The following is a 19,793-nucleotide window of genomic DNA, read 5'->3' as shown; positions in this document are numbered from 1 at the left end:
GGAAATTCGTTGTTAACATCTTTTGCACACCGCGTTTTTCAACCTATCTATGTATTTCCTGCACAGAAAATAACTAAATTTCAACAAAAGAAGTGATTATTTGCCATTAGTCATCGTCGCACTTGGGATCATTGTGTTACTCCTATTAATTATGAAATTGAATATGAATACATTTATATCCTTGCTACTCGTTTCCACACTGGTCGCCATCGGATTAGGAATTCCTTTGACAAAGCTCACTGAGGTCATTGAAAAAGGGATCGGCACACAGCTTGGTGATCTGGTCTTGATTTTCGGCCTTGGCGCCATCCTTGGTAAATTGGTTTCCGATGCCGGTGGTGCTCATCGTATCGCCGTTTCGCTTGCAAAAAAATTTGGAAAGAAAAGAATACAACTTGCTGTGATCATCGCTTCCTTTATTCTCGGCATTGCGCTTTTTTTTGAAGTGGGACTGGTACTTCTCATACCTATAATTTTCGAAATAGGACTTGCCTTTGACTTACCACTTCTCTATGTCGGCATGCCGATGGTTGCCACATTAATGGCAACACATGGGTTTCTCCCACCACATCCAGCGCCAACTGCATTAGTTCAAAGTTACCATGCAAACACCGCCTATGTTCTACTTACAGGACTATTCGTTGCCATTCCCGCTGTCCTATTTGGTGGTATCGTGTTGAACAAACTTCTTTTCCGAATCATGCCAACTGTATATGCCCACTCAGGAAGTGAAGAATTGCTTGAAACAAAAAGAGAATTTGACGGTCAGACACTTCCTTCATTGAGGCTGAGTATTTTCACGTGTATTCTCCCTGTTTTTTTGATGATATTCGCTGAACTCACGACTGATCTTATTTCCATGCCGGCGTTAATTAAAAAGATCATTGTACTCATTGGTTCGCCTCCTGCTGCTATGATGATCAGTGTTCTGTTTGCTTTATATGCCATGGGTATTCGTCAGAAACGTTCAATGGATGATCTAGAAAAAACCATTACAAAATCGATCCGCCAAATTTCCATGCTCCTTTTGATCATTGGTGCAGGTGGTGCATTAAAACAAGTGATGATCGAAGGCGGTGTTGGTGATTATGTCGCTCATTTATTTAAAGGATCACCTCTATCGCCCCTCCTTCTGGCTTGGCTCGTGACTGTACTTCTACGCGTCTGTATCGGCTCAAGCACAGTTGCTGCCTTAACTGCTGCCGGGGTTGCCACCCCGCTTGTTGGTTCCACAGGCGTTAGTCCTACTTTAATTGTTCTCGCTACAGGTGCGGGAAGTATTTTTTGTGGTCACGTGAATGATCCAGGTTTTTGGCTGTTCAAGGAATATTTTAATCTGAATCTTAAAGATACATTAAAGACTTATACAGTTATGGGCAGCGTTCTATCCGTCATCGGTATCCTACTCATCAGTTTCTTTTCACTTTTCATGTAATTAATTTGATTAAAATTGTTGATACTTTTGGAATGCATTGACTCGCTCATATGAAAAGGAGGAGTACCTATGATATGGTCGCTCATTGGGATCTTGTTGCTTATCTGGCTTGTTCTATTACTTTTTAAAATCGGTGGCACTTTGATCTATCTTCTGCTTGTTGCAGCTGCCGTTCTATTTATCCTTCGATTTTTCACACATCGATAAAAATAGACCTCCCCATCGGTTTAAAAAACAACGATCAAAAGAAAAAAAGCTGACCTGTTGTCCAATAGGACAATAAGCCAGCTTTTTTGGTTATTAATCTGCTTGAATCTTTTGATCAGTCTCGGCAAGCGCTTCTTCAAAACTTTTACTAAACAGGGCAAATGCCGTATCAATTTGCTCATGCGTTACGATCAGCGGTGGAATAAAGCGTATGACGTTATGATCAACACCACAAGAGAGAAGGATCAGACCTTTCTCAAGTGCCTTTGCCCGAATTACATTTACCAGATCACCATCCGGCTTTCCGTTCCGGTCAACAAATTCAATGCCAATCATTAATCCGAGGCCCCGAACTTCAAGCACTTCATCATGCTTATCGGCTAATTCGAGAAGTTTTTGCTTAAAGTAATCGCCAACTTCTGCTGCATGATCAACCAAACCGCCTTCAAGCAGTTCAAATACAGCGACACCGGCTGCGCATGCCACAGGATTTCCACCAAAAGTACCCCCGTGAGTACCGGCCGGCCACTGATCCATCAGCGCACGCTTTGCCACAATGGCACTGAGTGGAAAGCCGTTAGCAATTGCTTTCGCAAGTGACATAATATCCGGTTTGACATCGAAATTTTCATAAGCGAAGATCTTGCCTGTACGGCCAAATCCAGTTTGTACTTCGTCAAAAGCCAGAAGGATGCCATGCTTGTCACAAATTTCTCTGATGGACTGTAGGAAAGCTTTTGGCGGTACAATATAGCCGCCTTCTCCTTGCACAGGTTCCAAAATGATGCATGCAACTTGCTCAGGTTCAATTAAGTCATGAAATATTTCTTCAAGTTGTGTGAGACAACGTGCAACTTCCTGTTCCTCAGTAAGACCCGTTCGAGTTGCATAGGGATATTCGGCATAATACACACTTGGTAGCAATCCCTCATAATTACGACGATATTTCGCATTGGAAGCTGTCAGCGTTGCCGTCGCCAAGGTGCGGCCATGAAAACTATGTTTAAAAGATATGATTCCTGGTCGATGGGTCACTTGCTTTGCCAATTTGATCACCGCTTCATTGGCTTCGGCACCACTGTTCGAAAAATAGATCTTATAATCATGTCCGACATGTCCGAGAATTTTCTCAGCAAGTTCAATATAAGAGGAATAATAGACAACATTATGCCCACCATGAATCAGTTTGTCCATTTGTTCTTTTGCTTTTTGAACGATATACGGATGATTGTGACCACAATTGACTACAGCAACCCCACTGGCAAAATCAAGATATTTCTTTCCCTCTTCGTCCCATACATAGGCGCCTTCGCCTTTCACAACACCTAGCTGCGTGGCTCGCAAGGCTACGGGTGGAAAGAGATCCAAAGATTTTTCATACATACTTTTTTCTGGCATAATACGGATACCTCTTTTTATCAAAGATTAGTAAACTTGTTCACTGGCAAGCCTTTGGCACAGTCAGCAGCTTAGTTGCACTTAACTAAATCTCTCTAGACCTTTCTTCCCTCTATGGCTTTGAGAGAAACGAGATTCAAGACCAAGTGCTGCAAGATCATATATAATGAATTTAAACAAACATTTGTTTATCTATTTACCGTCAAGGTTGGAGGAACAGTCAATGGAACTCAGAAATTTGAAAACCTTTCAGTCAGCTGCAAAATTGTTAAATTTCACAAAGGCTGCCAAACAATTAAACTTCTCACAGCCAACCGTAACCGCACAAATCCGTTCACTTGAAAAAGAAATGGGTTATCCTTTATTTTTCCGAATTGGAAACCAAACCTACCTGACGGCCCACGGCGAAATCGTTAAAAAATATACGGATCAGCTTTTTTCCATTCTTGAAAAAATGGAAAGTGACTTGCAGGAAAAAAGTCAGTTGGCAAGCAAATTAGTGATTGCTGCTTCCGAAACATTCTGTACCCATTATTTCCCCCCGATTATCCGCCAATTTCTAACTACTCAACCGGATATAGGCATCAAACTGGTTTCTTGCACCAGTGACAAAGTAATCGACGGCATCAATAACAATAGCTTTGACATTGGCATTATATCAGGCTCCTACACCAAATCCGGAATAACAAACGTTGTCATTTCTGAGAAGGAAGACCTCGTCTTGATTGTCTCTAAGGAACTTTACAGCAAACACTCCACTGAAGAGCTTCTTGAACGTTTCCCATTCATAAAATATGAGATTGTTGGTCCTTTTGAACAGCAAATGAACAATTATCTCCAAGAGACCGGCATAACCCCCCGTAAGGTTGTGGAATCTAGCAGCCTTGAAGCGGTTAAGAGTGCCGTCATGAATGCAATTGGTGTAGGATTAATCAGTCGCAATCTGGTTAAAAAAGAACTGGCTTCACGCCAGTTGTATGAAATCCTTTTGAACAAGAGACCAATCCAGATCCAAACCTCTTTAATTATCGCAACACACAAGCTCGGCGATCCAAAAACGATGCAACTTATTCGACTAATCGAACAGAATTGGACCACCATTCACTAAGGTCAGAAAAGCTTTTTACAGAATCTTTTGCAAGAAGTCTTTTGCACGTTCTGTACTTGGATGATTGAAAAAGTTTTCCGGTGTGTTCGATTCTAGAATTTGACCATCATCCATGAAGATGACTTTATCAGCCACCATTTTAGCAAAACCCATTTCATGGGTAACAATAATCATCGTCATGCCCGACTCTGCTAGAGACTGAATGACATCCAGCACCTCCTTAACCATTTCCGGATCAAGTGCAGACGTCGGTTCGTCGAACAGCATATAATCTGGTTCCATCGCCAATGAGCGTGCAATAGCGACACGCTGTTGTTGTCCACCAGACAATTTATTCGGATACTGATTAATTTTGTCGAACAAACCGACCTTTTTCAGTAATTCTTTAGCTCGAGCAACAGCCTCATCTCGAGAAAGACCTTTTACTTTCATTGGCGCATATATTAAATTCTCGAGTACCGTCTTATGAGGAAAAAGATAAAAGTGCTGAAATACCATGCCGACCTTCTCACGCACTTTGACCACTTGTTTCGGGCTCAATTCAGTCAGGTTCTGATCATCAATCTGAACTTGTCCCTTTGTTGGCTCCTCTAAAAGGTTGATGCAACGCAGAAATGTTGATTTTCCTGAACCTGAAGGGCCGATAATGACAACCACTTCACCTTTATTCACTTCCATTGAAACATCTTTTAATACATGGATGTCTCCGAAGTTCTTATAGATATGTTCTGCTTTAATCACTGCGTCGCATCCTCCTTTCCAAACGGTTGCCAAGGTAGGTTAAGGCCATAACAATAATGTAATACATGACTAAAGACACAAGCATTGGCGGGAAATAGCTAAAGATATTTGCCGCAACAATTTGCGATCTGCGCATCATATCGGTCACTGAAATGGTCGAAACAATTGCAGAATCCTTAGTCAACGTAATAAATTCATTCATCATCGCCGGCAAAATATTTTTGATTGCCTGCGGTAAAATAATGTCCTTCATGGTTGGCCAATAAGAAACACCGAGCGCTTTCGATGCTTCAAATTGTCCCTTATCGACGGCGTTTATTCCGGAACGAATGATTTCCGACATATAGGCCGCGGAATTTAATCCAAACGTGATAATTGCGCAAGTCAACGGATTGACATCCCCCATTTGGAACAACTGAGGAATCCCAAAATATGCGATTGCTAGTTGCAAAATCAGTGGTGTGCCTCGAAAGATCGAAGTGTATACATGAGCAAGACCACTGAGAATCTTGACTTGTCCAATTTTACATAAAGAAAGCAGAATACCACCGATAAAACCGAGAATTGACGCACCTAGTGCAATCCCCAATGAGACCCAGACGCCATTGATAATATATGGAATAGAAGGAGCCATTTGTTTAAATCCGGTTATTAATTCGTTCATCATGTCCTCCTCTGAAATGGCAAATTACTGGTTTTTAATCCATTTCGTCACTAATTGATCCAGTTTACCACTTTTCTTTGCCTTAGCAATTTCTTTGTTGAATTGAGCGGTAAGCTTACTTCCTTTAGGGAAGGCGGCACTGATTGGATCAGCTTCAGTTTTTCCATTAACCAATGCATTAAATTGGTGTAGATCCTTACTCTTGCTGATATAACCATAGGCAACTGATTGAATCGTAATGATTGCATCAAGCTTTCCTGCATTCATTGCTTCAACCATTTCATTCAGCTTATCCCATCTTTGAATTTTCATTGGGATCGTTTTGTTCAGTTTTACAGCAAGTGCTTCCTGAGTCGATCCTAATTGTACACCGACTTTTTTGCCCTTTAAATCCTGAACGGTATTAATTTTCGCACCTTTTTTGGCGAGTACAACTTGGTATTCATTATAATAGGTGTGTGAGAAATCCACTTGTTTCTCGCGCTCCGGCGTGTCAACCATGCCAGCCATTACAAAGTCAACTTTCTTGCTGTTCAATGCAGCAATCAATCCGTTAAAGTCCTGATTTTGGATCTTCAGGTTATAACCGAGTTTATTTGCAATATACTTAGCCAAATCAACGTCGAAACCGACAATTTTATTTCCGTTTGTTGTATCCACGGATTCAAATGGCGGGTAATCCGCGCTTGTACCCATTACAATTGTTTTTTTCTTTTCTGAACTACTGCTGCCTGATCCGCTGCATGCTGACAAAACAACCAAAAGCAGTGCAATCATTATCAAACTCATTTTTTTAATCATTCATCATTCGCCTCTTTTTCTTAGTAATAAGTATATTTTATTCCCATAAAGGGAGCAAAATCAGAGAGTCAATTGTCTGTGCTACCTTTTCTCGGTTGGGGCTTTCCGGTGCTCGCTTGTCGCGGGCGATCCGTGCGCCTCCTCGTACATACGAGTCAATTAAGCAAATTCATCGAGAACCTTCTGAGTCATCGAACGAATCAATTGAGGAAGTACGCCAAAGGAATAGGGCTTATAGACACGTTCCATCCATGTGTGGGCACGCTTACCGTAGACACCCATGTCCAGAACAGGGATATTCAGTTTTCGAATTTGTTCAAGGGGTACACTGTAGGTTTTACCCCAACCTGGAAAATTGCCTAATATCGATGCTGTTTCTTCTGCCGTCTCACTCATAGCGAGGTAACTACTATCGGCAAGATATGGAAAAAAGCGCTTTTTGGCGAACGTTTCTCCAGTCTCTAGTTCCGCCTCTCTCAATACTTGGTCAAGGATCTGATCACAGCGTCTTTCTACTTGGACTTCCTCTCTCAAGTAATTATGTGGACAATAAGGCGGTGCGAAGAACACAATCACTTTCGGTCGATTATCACCTGCATGTGCTTCCAGCGCTTCAATAATTTTATAACTGATCTTGCGGAAATCTTCATGTGGATGATCCTCAACCACTTGATCTGTGATTTCTTCTACAGGAACACCTTTCAACTTGAGTGAATCCACAAACGCTTCATAGGTCATCACTTCAATAGCCCAGTCGGGAGACTGTCCTTCAAGCCCGCAATTCCGGGAGAACACAGTATATTGCTCTCTAAAGAACAATTCAAGGTCATCACATGCTTTCTGAGCCGTATCCTTCAATTGTGCAAGCACTGCTTTCGGCGTTCGTTCGTAGAGAAAATAGTTAAAATAGAGATGGGTCGTCCCTGCTGTTTGAACATTATAAAATGCCTTTTGATCCCGAAGATATAAGCAGGACGGCGGGAGAATCACTTCATCCGCAATCTTCTCTGCGCAGTCCATGTTATTGTTCAGTGCACTGTTTATTTTACTAGCAATGAGCGTAGGATCAATACCGGCCAAGGTCTCCCCAACATGTGTCTCTCTACCTCTAATGTAGAAACAGCCGAGCAATTTTCCAGCGGAACCCGTATATACATAACGGCGCGCATCACCCTTATAGAGCGGACTGACAAAATCACCGTTGATGGCAAGTAGATAGTCCAGATTCTGTTCCTTTTTCAGTCTGATCAGTTCATCAACGGCTTTCATCACGCCTTCATGGTCATTCTCTTCAACCGGATTGAACATAACCAGGATATTTCCATGCAGTTGTTCTCGATGCTCAGAATAGTAAAGCAAGTTGCACAAATGCACAGCGTCGCCGCTCTTCATATCCAACGCGCCTCGACCAAACAGCCAATCTCCGGTCGCTGCATCATCCTGGACATCACGATCTTTCGCATAGTCAGCGAAATACCTTTGCAAAAAATCCGGGTCTAGTGCATGCTCTTCTAGAGAGCCAAAATCATCGATACCTACAGTATCCATATGACCATGATAAATGATGGTCTGCTTATTTTCAAACGTGCTTTTAAGCAAGGCGAAAACATTCTTTCTTCCAAGTGCATCTTCTTTCAGAACCTGAGTCCAAACTTGTTCGGGATGTTGTTTGAAATAGGGAAAAGACCGGATGATCGATTCCAGCTTATCCGCCATACTCACTTCTCCGTCGGTACCGTTCACACTCTTAACGCTTACGAGCGCTCGTGTTAGTGCTTCTGCCTGGGCTTTGACAGGAAAGTCTTTTATCTCGTCATACATTTAGAGTCTCTCCTCTCTTCATTTTGCTTATCCAATTCGATCTCTCTGGAGCACAAGCGAAGAACAATGAATTCCGCCGCCCATTTTGTTGAGCTCATCCACAGGAATAGCAATCACCTCAACGCCTGCCTGTTCAAGTGCCTCGATCGTTCGTACACCGAGTGAAGTGAAAAGCACTTTTCCAGGTGCTAGACATAGGCAATTGGTGGTCATTGGCGGATCAAGCGGGTCCGTATAAATAAGTTTGATTCCACGCTTTTGCAAATCCTGTAAAAACCAGTGGGGTAAATTGGTCGGATCAACCAACGCTTTATCAACATCGACCATATTAAACACTTCATCCAAATGAATCATACTCGAGGGCAGATCAACGACGATCAATTCCATGCCCTGCCATGCGAGAATCGCGCGGAGTTGTTCAATGCCTGCTTGATTCACACGGATGGAGCGACCAACAATCGCTGTCTTTCGATCGAAGACCATAAAACTCCCACCTTCAACAAATCCCGTCCCCTGAATCGAAGCCAGCACTGGCATACCGACTTTTGCTGCTGTTTTCAGTGTGCGACTTGCTTCTCCATATCTAAATTTCAAAGCAAAACGTGCGAGAATTAAGCCTCCGGGAATAACCATGCCAACATCTCTTGCAAATAAGTTATTGGTCAATAACTGCCCATCGTCGACCATTGAAATAACTTCTACCCCTTCTTGCTTTAGAACATCCGTCATTCGATCATGTTGCTGCTGCATTTTAGCTAGATCGAGTGGCTCCTTGCTTAAACAGTAGCTGACAATTGATCCATTCTGATCACGAAGAATCCTTGCACCAGCTTCTGGCTCAAACTTTGCTTTATTTAGTTCTAGAATTTCATTTCCTGGTCGGTGAACAAATACTTTACGCACCTTTCCTACCGCATTGGTATTTCCCCAATCACTTGACCAATACGTCTGCAAAAGCCGAGTGTCTTCAAATGAATCCTGAACCATGTTCTCATCAAGAAATTTATGTAGTACTGACAAACAAATGCCCCCCTAAGCAAAGCTAGTCTTCATACATTTGACGGTATAAAATCTAACATTAATATCATTTTCTCTATAATAATATAAAAGAACAAAGATGCGTTAGAGGTATTTTGTAATGTTAGGTATAGAATAATCTAATGGTGCACTGCCCATATGAGAAAGTTAAGCCTATTATCTGTGTTTTTTCCTTAGTATTTCTCGTTTTAAGTTATTTGCTTATTTGTTTAGCTTGTTTGTCAGATCGGCTGTGTTTTCGACAAACTATGTTAGATTATCTAACAAGATTATTGACCATTCTCATCTGATCAACTATTATTAAATTCGTAAACTTCATCCTTTCTGTTTTCGTATATCCTTAATAATACGGTTTGAGGGTTTCTACCGAGGAACCGGAAATTCCCGGCTACGAAAAATATGCATGCATATTTTTTCGTAGTCTTTTTTTGTTTTTCAGGAATATGAAGGGTCCAAGAACCAATATACAAATGGAGATGATTGATTTGGACAGAATTGTTATCAAAAACGCTGAAATCATTACCATGAACGTTGCTGAAGAAATTCTGCATGGTGATTTGCTCATTGAAGACAGCCGGATTGTATCCGTAGGTCCAGAGATCAAACCTGATCCGGCAGATCAGGTCATTGATGGGACTGGACGTACCGTTATCCCTGGATTTATACAAACACATATTCATTTATGCCAGACCTTATTCCGAGGAAAGGCAGATGATTTGGAATTAATGGATTGGCTTCGCACTCGAATTTGGCCATTGGAAGCGTCCCATGATCAGGAGTCGATCTATCTGTCTGCACTGCTCGGTATTGGTGAGCTTATTTCCGGTGGGTCAACGACAATTGTCGATATGGAAACCGTTCACTACACGAACGAAGCATTTCAGGCGATTGCTGAGAGCGGGATTCGTGCGCTTTCCGGAAAAGTAATGATGGATAAAGGTGAGGATGTCCCACTTGGGCTTCAAGAACAAACGGAATCATCGATTCGTGAAAGTGTGGATTTGTTGGAGAAATGGAACGGTTACGATCACAACAGAATTCGCTATGCATTCGCACCACGATTTGTTATCTCTTGCACAGAATCGCTGCTTACACAGGTTCGTGATCTTGCGGATCACTACAATGTCTTCGTACACACACACGCATCGGAAAATAGGGGCGAGATCGCCATTGTTGAACAGGACACAGGTATGCGCAATATCGTATACCTTGACCATATAGGCCTAGCTGGAAAACGGCTGATCCTCGCCCATTGCGTGTGGCTAAGTGAAGAGGAAAAAGAAATTATTAAAAAACGCGGTGTGCACGTGAGTCATTGCCCTGGCTCTAACCTGAAGCTTGCCTCCGGTATTGCTCAGGTACCCCAGATGATTGACATGGGTATTAATCTCGGACTCGGTGCCGATGGTGCACCATGCAACAATAACCTTGATATGTTTAACGAAATGCGACTAGCGGCGCTTATCCATAAACCTGTTCATGGTCCAACGGCGATGAATGCCCGCCAGATTTTCAGGATGGCTACGATAGACGGTGCACGTGCCGTTGGCATGGATCAAGACATCGGCAGCCTGGAAGCCGGAAAGAAGGCAGATCTTGCCATTCTCAATCTCAATGGATTTCACTGCAATCCTTCATTCGGCACCGATCCGATTTCACGGATTGTCTATTCGGCAATACGTTCAGATGTTGAATCCACCATTATCGATGGACGTGTGGTCATGGAAAATAGGCAAATGAAAACCATTAATCAAACATTTGTTTTAAAAGAATCAGAACAGGCCATCCAACGATTGATGAAACGCGCAGGCATTCGTGTTTAATGATTGGTGAACGGATGCGGTATGAGGATGCGGGGCGGCGTGCCACGCATTTTTACTATTTGGAATACGATTGGGCTAAGGGTTTTACACCGGAAATTCAGCAGTTTTGTGTAAGTTCAGACTCGTTTTGCGCGATTTTTCAATCCGTTTGTGCGGGGAATTTCGGCCCAAATTCATCGGCCTTTTCACCGGATTAAATTCTAAGTTTGCCGGATTAAGAAGCCTTTTTTCCAAATTAAATCCTATTTTTGCTGGATTAAATGCTTCTCGCATAAAAGTGCAGGTGTTGAGGCAGAATAATTGCTTAGAATGCCGATCGTTTGATTCAATAGAATTGGGGTTGGCAATTGATTTGGTACAAAGGAGGGTCTCTATGAGTCATTTTGAACTGCCCGCACTCGAATTTGCTCCTGATGCTCTGGAACCGTACATTGATAAGGAAACGATGCTCATTCATCACGATAAGCATCATCAAACGTACGTCTCGAACCTAAACGCTGCACTTGACAAGCACCCGGAACTCGAACACAGTTCGTTGACTGATTTGATTATGCATCTGGAAAAAGTCCCTGAGGATATTCGGACAGCTGTTCGTAACAACGCTGGCGGTCATTATAATCACAGCTTTTTCTGGAAGGTGCTAATCCCCGGCGGTTCGCAGAAACCGACCGGTGCACTCGCAGAAGCAATCGACAAACAGCTCGGAGGCTTTGACAAATTTAAGGAAGCCTTTACAAATGCAGCGACCGGCCAATTCGGCTCTGGATGGGCTTGGCTGTCTGTAACAAAGCTCAATGTTTTGAAAGTCACCAACACGCCGAATCAGGATAGTCCGCTCATGGACGGCGCCACCCCACTGCTCGGACTCGATGTCTGGGAGCATGCTTATTATCTCAAGTACCAGAACCGGCGTCCGGAGTATGCTAACAACTTCTTTAACGTCATCAACTGGGATTTTGTCTCCGGCGTTTATGACAAGACATGCGCAACCAAAACAGTCCTTTAACTAAGAATCCCGAAGCAGCAAACCTGCTTCGGGATTTCTATGTCTTGCACCTAGCTTGATTTTTGTGGAGGGGCATCGCTAAAATAGGAATAGTTATGACCCGCTTAGGCACATTTCAAGGAGGATGGATTATGAACGATGGATTGGGACTGGTAACGATTGAGGTATGTGATTACGGATCGCTGACCGTCCAGCATTTGGAAAAAATAGCCCAACACCCCGAAGTTGCGGTGATGAACTATGATTGTCTTAATGTCTGTGGTATGTGCAGTCTGAAGCCTTTTGCAATTGTCAATGGACGCCGCATTTTCGCAAATACTGTTGATGAATGCTTAGATAAAATTGAACAGAAAGTTGATGAAGAATTGCAGGAGCTACAATAAAGTACCTGCTCTATTCAGAAGATTCCTCTCCCCTTGCATCAAACATGCAGAAATTTAATACATACCGGATCAGGTACATTCAGTTTTGAATCGAGCATAGACAATAATCCGGATTCAGCATCACGCTCGAAGAGAACGAGGTCTCCAGAATTTTGGTTGGCAACAACTAAGAATTTTCCACTAGGGTCGAGTTCAAAGTCTCGCGGCCAATCCCCCTTTGTCCCTACATGGTGAACTAAAGTCAGCTTCCCACTTCTTGAGTCCACATGAAAGACAGCCAAACTATTATGTCCTCGATTGGAGACATAGACAAATCGACCATCGGCACTGACTTTTATCGCGCTGCCTTGATTGTGCCCAGAATAATCGGCAGGAAGAGCACTTAGTGTTTGAATTACTGAAAAAGATCCGCTTTTCGCATCAAATTGTAGGGCAATAACTTCTGAACTGAGCTCCGACATCACGTAAGCAAATGAAGCAAACGGATGATAGGCCAAATGACGTGGCCCTGTCCCTGGTTTGAGGTTCAAGGTATGCTGAACTATCCATTTCCCCTTTGAGAGACTGTATGTCGTCAGTTCATCAATGCCTAGATCAACCGTCACCGCGAAACGCTCATCAGGGGTGAAATCCGCATAATGAACATGCGGTCCTTCTTGCCTATCTGGATCTGTACCTGAACCTTTATGCTGCACAACACCCGCAACAGCCTGAACCCCGTTCTCATTTGTTACCGGATAATTGTCAGCAGTCCCTTTATGATAGTTAGCAGTCAACACGCAACCGTTTGATCGATTGACACTGACATAGCATGGTGATGCACCTTCTGCCAGTTGCTCATTTAACCGGACAAGCTTTCCCGACTCACCAATTGCGAATGACACAACACCACCAAGAGCACCCTTCTTTTCAACAGCATGAAGATAGTGATTGTCCTCACTTACGGCAAGATAAGTAGGGTTACCGAGTTGTGCTACTGCCTCGAGTGCGGTGAGTTGCTTTCGTGCTGTATCTAATACAAATGAATAGATGCCCTCACTTTTTCCTTTCGTATAAGTACCTATATAGGCTCTATATTGACTCACGGCCATTCCCCCTCGCGAACTCCTTGTATATTATGAATTTCTACGCTTAATATACCGTATAACAAATTCCAACAAACTGCTAATTAGAAAAATAAGGAACGCAAAGAAAAGTGATAAACTGAGCATCAGTAGCATAATAAAATTTAATCTCGCAATCCCGTGCATCATCTGTTGATACAACCCATGATCAAGAAGGCTGCTTAAGGTATTTACAATCAAAAACAGCACCAGTAACGCACCCGTCCCGCTCTGCGCACCTCGAATATCCTCTGGACTGAGCGACATACGTGAAGAGACGCAGAGCGCAATCAACATAAATGCCCAAAACCACACATTTGAAAAATGATCTACCACAAAGAGACTTTGAAAAAGAGCAAATACCGCCTTCCAAAGCACTACCCACGAAGGCAGATCCAATAATGAAAAAAATAATGGTGCGTTTGCACGATCACTTGAAAATAATGATACATCACTCGATAAAAACAATCGGGCACAAAATGCAATACTTAGGCTTCCACCAATTAAGGGTGCGATCCCGATAAAAAGATTACCGATTCTCTGGTAAAGACGATCTGGACGATACGTATGGCGAACGTAACCAATCGTTCCATCTGGACCAATTGCCTGAAACAACTTCACCTCGGTGACTTTATGACGAAAAACCAAGCACATCACGACATGGCTAAGTTCATGGATCGGTGTGCCCAACCAAGCAGTAAAGTAGATCCCCTTTATCCCAAACGTGCGAATCATGCGACTGTTCGTTTCTCGCTCAAGAAGCCCAAAAAGAAAACCAAAAACAATCAGACCACCGAGAAGAGAAAACCATTCAGAAATGGTTAATCCAATAATCTTCAACGCGATTGACACCCACGGCATCCCAGACATTTTTAACGTTTGCCCAGCTGCTGTTTCTCAAGAAATGGTTTTAGTGCCATACGTGCTGGCGCACTTAATCCCTCTGCAATTTGCTGTGTCCATGTCTCATTACGCTGTCCACCGCTTCTTGTCGAATAATAGTTAGCAACTTGATCATCATAGCCGTTCAATTCATCGTTACTCGTCGTTTTCCTATACACATTTTTATGAAAAACAGCGTTGAAGGGAAGACGCGGTTTCTTTTCCGGAGTTTGGTCCGGATAACCAACGGCCATACCAAAAACCGGGAATGTATACTTTGGAAGTTGCAAGAGATCAGCAGTTCTTTGAATATTATTCTGAATGCTGCCAATATAACAGATACCTAATCCCATCGACTCAGCAGCAATCGCCATGTTCTGGGCGGCAAACGCTGCATCACCAAGCGCTACTGTTAATCTCTGCGTGGTATCCAGTACCGATGTGTCGGCATCATGCTGGTCACCAATTTGATGATTACGGTACTGATCAGCCACAAATACAAAGAAATAGCCATTTTCTTCAACATAGGATTGACCTGAAATTTGACTTAGTTCTTTCTTTATCTCTGGATCTTCCACACCAATAATGGAAAAGGATTGTGTAAAGCTAGAGGTTGAGGCTGCTTGAGCACAGGTCACAAGTAGTTTTATTTGTTCATCCGTTAACGGCTGGTCTTTGAATTTGCGAATCGAACGATGATTCAATAGCGTGTTGATGGTCGAGTTGTACATGAATCTTGAGTCTCCCTTATAAATGAAATCTTTTTTTCATTATACGTGTTTCAAGATTTTCACGCATGAATAAGATACTGAAGTAGAACACGAGAGCAACTTTCGGAGAAGAACGGGCTTGGGAATAGATAAGTTTCGAAAAACCAGGCTAAGCCTGGTCCACTCCTTATGCGGCTTAAATCTCCAAACTTGTGTATATATGACACTTCAGCTGCTCGCTTTCCGCGGGCGATCCGGAAGCCTCCTCGTTCAATCTGCTATCTGCGGGGTCTCCCCTGGCTCGCATTCCCACAGGAGTCTCGCACTTTCGTGTTTGAGCCTAAATTTCGACTAAGTAAATGCCGTTCATCCTAGTAATACATGATTACTTTTTATACGCTCTTATCGTGTAAAAAAAAGACAAAGGGAGATCTTCACCCTTTGCCTGTATTTATCCTTCAAGCGCTTATATTATTTTGTCAGTTCTTCAGTAAGTACTGGAACGATTTGTTTCTTTCGAGAAACAACGCCTTTGAGTGTCGCAGTATTATTATCCAGTGTCACATTAAAGGCACTCTCAGCGGCGGCTGCTGCTTTACCAAGAATCAATGCCTCTGAATCACTGGTCAAAATGTTTGTCACTGCAAGAACGAACAAATCAAGGTTTTTCGCCTCAATTTCTTTAGTGATCGCAGCTTCTAAATCTGCCTGGCGTGAAAGCGCATCATTCGTATCGACAACATTTACTTGAGCAATTTCTACCGCGTATTTTCCCATTTCAAATGGTTTTACGTCGATAGCGATCAATTCTTCAGCGGACTTATCGGCAATGTTGGTTCCTGCTTTAAGCATGTCCAAACCATAAGTCTGTGTATCAACTCCGGAAATTGCTTCCAGTTCCTTAGCAGCCTTAACGTCTTCCTCTGTGCATGTCGGCGACTTGAACAGTAATGTGTCGGAGATAATTGAAGACAGCATCAGTCCGGCGATCGTTTTCGGAATGGCGATGCCTGCTTCTTTGTAGAGTTTGTTGATAATCGTTGCGGTGCAGCCAACCGGTTCAGCACGGTAGTAGAGCGGTGCCTTGGTTTCAAAGTTGGCAATACGGTGGTGGTCAACAACAGAGAGTACGTCTACGTCTTCAATGTCATCAACGCTTTGTGCGCGTTCGTTGTGGTCAACCAAGTAAACAGCCGGTACTTCGTTTGCTACGGTCTTGACCAAACGCGGCACGTCAGCACCAAAATGTTTCAGCACATATTCCGTTTCGCCATTCAAATCACCTAGGCGAACAGGTTCTACATCTTCTCCAAGTTGTTTCTTAAGATCAGCAAACGCGATTGCAGAGCAAATCGCATCCGTATCAGGACTCTTATGCCCAAAAACAAGCATTTTTCCCATTTTTCTACCCCTTAGTCACTTAATTTGGCTATTCACAAAAAATCCCGCGCATAGCGTTCAACAAAACCTTACCTTATGTCAATCGGAATTTCAAGAGTTGGATTTACAACTTGATTACTCCCGTTTCAGCATCTTTGTATTTGCGATGTAGAGAGCCCCTACAAGTACGAGAATCGCAATGGCATACATCAAGACTGATTCGGGATGATCATGGCTAACAATGATGAGCCGAACAATCGCAGTCACACCGATATAGACAAAGTAGCGCAGCGGAAAATGATAGTGTGCCTGGAAGTACTTAATAATGAGAGCAATAAATTCAAAGTAAAGAAAGAAGACAAGAATACCTTCGAGCAAATGGTAATACGAAGCATTATCATTCAGAAAGAGATAGGTGAAAAATTGATAGGTTTCCTTAACCAGTGCGACGCTTAGTACAACTGCCAATGCGATGAGCACAATATTTAATATCCATTGTAGCAGTGTCGTGATGATCCAATCAATTTTATTGCGATCCATGAAATACCTCCTCTATGTCTTCTTGGTTAACCGAGTAATTACGCATCATTATTTCCTGTTATTTCCATACTAACATGAATAAACTAAAAATGCCTGTTCACGCTAGAATGATCACTTCCAAGCGTTAAACAGGCGTAAAAATTATACTTAATTTTTCTTTAATTTTCGAGCAATACCATTACCAAGCGATTGAATGATCTGCACGATCACAATCAAGATAATAATTACTGCGTACATCACATCTGGCTGGAATCGTACGTAACCGAATTGATAAGCGAGATCACCAAGACCTCCCGCACCTACAAATCCGGCCATTGCTGTTTCACCAATTAGACCAATGATTGCAATGGTCAATCCAAGGATTATTGACGATCGGGCTTCGCGAATAATCACATGCCAAATGATTTTCGGGGTTGAGATCCCCATTGATTGATAGGCTTCAACAATACCTTTACTCACTTCAAGCATTGCTGATTCAAGCAGGCGGGCAATATAGGGTGCGCAAGCTACAACGAGCGGAACAATAACACCGCGTACCCCAATTGTCGTTCCCGCAATTGCTCGTGTGAACGGCAAAATGAAGAAGAGCAGGATGATAAACGGAATGGATCGAATAACGTTAATCAATGTATTTACAATCGTATAGACAACAATATTGTCCCATTGACCATTTTTACGAGTCAAGATAAGCAGAACACCGAGAGGGAGACCGATAAGTATGGAAAATGCCAGGGAGATAAGGGTCATCTGTGTTGTCTGAATAAACCCTTCCCATATTGCATTGCCCCATTGATTCACAAAATCTGCCATTAGCTTTGCACCTCTTCTACAAGAATGTCCTGATCATGCAAAAACTGTATGGCTGTTTCAACCTTAGTTCGGTCACCTTTAATATGAACGAGCAGATTGCCGACAGACTGATCCTTTAACTGGTCAATACCTCCGGCAATAATGCTGGGTAGAACATCAAACTGTTTTGCCAAGGTCGCCAGTACAGGATCTTTTGACGATTCACCAAGGAATGTCAGCTTTACAAGTTTTCCTGATTCAAGCAATTCGTGCTTCAATCGTTCAGGAATCAAAAATTTTGATTCATTACTGATAAACTGTTTGGTCATGGCTTCTTTAGGTTGAGTAAACACCTCAACTACTGAACCTTGTTCGACAACCTGACCATTTTCCATAACCGCCACTCGATCACAGATGCGCTGAATAACGTTCAATTCATGAGTAATAAGAAAGACCGTAATTCCTAACTCTTTATTTACCTTAAGTAAAAGTTCCAAGATTGCATCCGTTGTATTCGGATCAAGCGCACTCGTTGCTTCGTCGCTAAGCAGTACTTCAGGTTCATGAGCAAGGGCTCGAGCAATGGCGACACGCTGCTTCTGGCCACCGGAAAGTTGGCTCGGAAAAGCATTTTTCCTATCGGTTAGGCCAACAATTTCCAAGTATTTCTCCGTACGCGCCTTAATTTCATCCTTTGGGACACCTTCAAGTTTCAACGGGGTTGCAACATTATCATAGACATTTGCTGTTTCAAGCAAATTGTACCCTTGAAAAATCATCCCGATCTTCCTTCTCAATTGTTGCAACCCTTTTTTACTGAGCTTCAGGACATCTTGGTCTTCCACAAACACCTGTCCGCTGGTGGGCCGCTCAAGCAGGTTGATGCAGCGAATCAGTGTACTTTTCCCAGCGCCGCTGAACCCGATGACTCCGAAAATCTCACCTTTATTTACCTCGAGGGATACATCTTTCAGAGCCTCAATTTTGTTCTTTCCAACACGAAACGTCTTTGATACATGTTGCAACTTAATCAAGATACTTCCTCCTTACCATGCAGGAACAACTGAACCGCCGAATTTCTTTGCAATAAAAGCTTTAACTTCTTTTGATTGGTAGTATTTCTTAATCTGTTTAACAACCTTATCGTTTTTGTTATCGGTACGAACAACAAAATAGTTTGGATAAGGGTTATTTTTCAAAGGTTCATGATAAATCGAGTCTTTCAGGACGGTCAATCCGGCGCCCATCGCAAAGTTTGTGTTGATCGCCGAAGCAGTAACTTCGCCAAGCTGTGCCGGAAGCTGTGCCGCATCCAATTCAACAACGTTCAAATGTTTCGGATTGCTGACGATGTCACGTTTTGTTGCTGTGACTCCTGCGCCCTTTTTCAATTTAATTACACCGGCTTTTTCAAACAATTGTAACGCGCGCAATTCATTTGCCGGATCGTTAGGCACTGCTATCTTATCACCATTTTTCAAATCTTTAAGACTTTTAATCTTCTTTGAATAGATTCCCAACGGGAAAGCGACTGTTTTAAACACATCGGTAATTTTGTAATTTTTATTTTTAATCTGGTCTTTCAAGAACGGAAGTGTTTGATAACTATTCGCATCCAGTTCTTTTTCATTCAGAGCGATGTTCGGTTGGTTGTAGTCGTTAAATACTTTCAGATGAATGGTCAATCCGTCTTTCTTGGCTAATTTAACGACTTGTTCCATCACTTCCTGGTGAGGACCACCTGTGACCCCAACAGTAATTTCTTTGTCACTCAACTCTTTCGAAGAACCGTTACCACATGCAGTCAAAACAAAAATCAATGAAAAGATCAACAATGACGAGATAACTGCTGTAAACTTTTTCAATCTAAATCCCCCTGTTCGTATCCCAGAATACTTTGAATTCTAACCGCATTACCCTTAAACGATCCAGCTTTCCCTAAATTGAAGAACTTGGAGATGCAA

General features: G+C 42.6%; 20 protein-coding genes and 1 riboswitch. Of the genes, 6 read left to right on the top strand and 14 right to left on the bottom strand.

The annotated features are described in order from the left end of the window. Nucleotides 1–100: 100 nt before the first annotated feature. Nucleotides 101–1,435, top strand: a complete 1,335-nt coding sequence (locus NIE32_RS09620; RefSeq protein ID WP_253076672.1) for a gluconate:H+ symporter — start codon at nt 101–103, stop codon at nt 1,433–1,435. A gap of 69 nt (nt 1,436–1,504) precedes the next feature. Further along, a complete protein-coding gene (locus NIE32_RS09615) occupies nt 1,505–1,642 on the top strand; it encodes a DUF5670 family protein (RefSeq protein WP_253076671.1) in 138 nt (45 codons plus the stop codon). Nucleotides 1,643–1,735: 93 nt separating this feature from the next. Here the strand turns inward: NIE32_RS09615 and NIE32_RS09610 are convergent, their stop codons facing one another. Continuing rightward, nucleotides 1,736–3,040, bottom strand: a complete 1,305-nt coding sequence (locus tag NIE32_RS09610) for an aspartate aminotransferase family protein (protein ID WP_253076670.1) — start codon at nt 3,038–3,040, stop codon at nt 1,736–1,738. A gap of 223 nt (nt 3,041–3,263) precedes the next feature. Here NIE32_RS09610 and NIE32_RS09605 point away from each other — a divergent pair, with 223 nt between their 5' ends. Further along, the gene (locus NIE32_RS09605) at nt 3,264–4,148 is read left to right on the top strand and encodes a LysR family transcriptional regulator (RefSeq protein WP_253076669.1); all 885 of its coding nucleotides are present in this window, start codon (nt 3,264–3,266) and stop codon (nt 4,146–4,148) included. A gap of 15 nt (nt 4,149–4,163) precedes the next feature. Here NIE32_RS09605 and NIE32_RS09600 read toward each other — a convergent pair whose 3' ends face one another. The 5 genes from NIE32_RS09600 to NIE32_RS09580 all read right to left on the bottom strand — a co-directional run bounded on the left by NIE32_RS09600 (nt 4,164) and on the right by NIE32_RS09580 (nt 9,195). Continuing rightward, a complete protein-coding gene (locus tag NIE32_RS09600; protein WP_253076668.1) occupies nt 4,164–4,889 on the bottom strand; it encodes an amino acid ABC transporter ATP-binding protein in 726 nt (241 codons plus the stop codon). Further along, nucleotides 4,882–5,553, bottom strand: coding sequence for an amino acid ABC transporter permease (locus NIE32_RS09595; protein WP_253076714.1), 672 nt, complete (start codon nt 5,551–5,553; stop codon nt 4,882–4,884). Before NIE32_RS09595 ends, NIE32_RS09600 begins: the two co-directional genes overlap by 8 nt. 24 nt (nt 5,554–5,577) lie before the next feature. Next, nucleotides 5,578–6,354, bottom strand: a complete 777-nt coding sequence (locus NIE32_RS09590) for an ABC transporter substrate-binding protein (protein ID WP_253076667.1) — start codon at nt 6,352–6,354, stop codon at nt 5,578–5,580. A 159-nt stretch (nt 6,355–6,513) separates the two neighbouring features. Then, on the bottom strand, nt 6,514–8,175 hold the full coding sequence (locus NIE32_RS09585; protein WP_253076666.1) for a M20/M25/M40 family metallo-hydrolase: 1,662 nt from the start codon (nt 8,173–8,175) through the stop codon (nt 6,514–6,516). Between the two features lie 27 nt (nt 8,176–8,202). After that, a complete protein-coding gene (locus NIE32_RS09580; protein ID WP_253076665.1) occupies nt 8,203–9,195 on the bottom strand; it encodes a dimethylarginine dimethylaminohydrolase family protein in 993 nt (330 codons plus the stop codon). 328 nt (nt 9,196–9,523) lie between these two features. Further along, nucleotides 9,524–9,624, top strand: a riboswitch (purine riboswitch). Nucleotides 9,625–9,689: 65 nt separating this feature from the next. Here NIE32_RS09580 and NIE32_RS09575 point away from each other — a divergent pair. From NIE32_RS09575 to NIE32_RS09565, 3 genes are all read left to right on the top strand, one after another. Further along, entirely contained in the window at nt 9,690–11,036 is a 1,347-nt protein-coding gene (locus NIE32_RS09575) for a 5'-deoxyadenosine deaminase (RefSeq protein ID WP_381452522.1), read from the top strand. Nucleotides 11,037–11,409: 373 nt separating this feature from the next. Then, nucleotides 11,410–12,042 (top strand): superoxide dismutase, encoded by a 633-nt coding sequence (locus tag NIE32_RS09570; protein WP_253076663.1) that lies wholly within the window; start codon nt 11,410–11,412, stop codon nt 12,040–12,042. A 131-nt stretch (nt 12,043–12,173) separates the two neighbouring features. After that, entirely contained in the window at nt 12,174–12,425 is a 252-nt protein-coding gene (locus NIE32_RS09565; RefSeq protein ID WP_253076662.1) for a YuzB family protein, read from the top strand. Between the two features lie 38 nt (nt 12,426–12,463). On the opposite strand, the gene NIE32_RS09560 is transcribed toward NIE32_RS09565, so the two are convergent. The 8 genes from NIE32_RS09560 to NIE32_RS09525 form a co-directional block, all read right to left on the bottom strand. Next, the gene (locus NIE32_RS09560; protein ID WP_290443556.1) at nt 12,464–13,516 is read right to left on the bottom strand and encodes a lactonase family protein; all 1,053 of its coding nucleotides are present in this window, start codon (nt 13,514–13,516) and stop codon (nt 12,464–12,466) included. Nucleotides 13,517–13,540: 24 nt separating this feature from the next. Further along, nucleotides 13,541–14,389, bottom strand: a complete 849-nt coding sequence (locus NIE32_RS09555; protein ID WP_381452483.1) for a hypothetical protein — start codon at nt 14,387–14,389, stop codon at nt 13,541–13,543. An 11-nt stretch (nt 14,390–14,400) separates the two neighbouring features. Further along, on the bottom strand, nt 14,401–15,141 hold the full coding sequence (nfsA, locus tag NIE32_RS09550) for an oxygen-insensitive NADPH nitroreductase (RefSeq protein ID WP_253076659.1): 741 nt from the start codon (nt 15,139–15,141) through the stop codon (nt 14,401–14,403). 450 nt (nt 15,142–15,591) lie between these two features. Then, nucleotides 15,592–16,521, bottom strand: coding sequence for a manganese-dependent inorganic pyrophosphatase (locus NIE32_RS09545; RefSeq protein WP_253076658.1), 930 nt, complete (start codon nt 16,519–16,521; stop codon nt 15,592–15,594). A 114-nt stretch (nt 16,522–16,635) separates the two neighbouring features. Further along, nucleotides 16,636–17,040 carry a phosphate-starvation-inducible protein PsiE gene (gene psiE, locus NIE32_RS09540; RefSeq protein WP_253076657.1) on the bottom strand — a complete coding sequence of 135 codons (405 nt, stop codon included), beginning with the start codon at nt 17,038–17,040 and terminating at the stop codon, nt 16,636–16,638. 147 nt (nt 17,041–17,187) lie between these two features. Continuing rightward, a complete protein-coding gene (locus NIE32_RS09535; protein ID WP_253076656.1) occupies nt 17,188–17,850 on the bottom strand; it encodes a methionine ABC transporter permease in 663 nt (220 codons plus the stop codon). After that, nucleotides 17,850–18,863, bottom strand: a complete 1,014-nt coding sequence (locus NIE32_RS09530; RefSeq protein WP_253076655.1) for a methionine ABC transporter ATP-binding protein — start codon at nt 18,861–18,863, stop codon at nt 17,850–17,852. Before NIE32_RS09530 ends, NIE32_RS09535 begins: the two co-directional genes overlap by 1 nt. A gap of 12 nt (nt 18,864–18,875) precedes the next feature. Further along, nucleotides 18,876–19,694, bottom strand: a complete 819-nt coding sequence (locus NIE32_RS09525) for a MetQ/NlpA family ABC transporter substrate-binding protein (RefSeq protein WP_253076654.1) — start codon at nt 19,692–19,694, stop codon at nt 18,876–18,878. Nucleotides 19,695–19,793 lie beyond the last annotated feature (99 nt).

The sequence above is a fragment of the Sporolactobacillus kofuensis genome (assembly GCF_024125425.1).
Lineage (GTDB): Bacteria > Bacillota > Bacilli > Bacillales > Sporolactobacillaceae > Sporolactobacillus > Sporolactobacillus kofuensis.
Note: the sequence above shows the minus strand (reverse complement) of the source record. Positions and strands in the feature narration are given on the sequence as shown.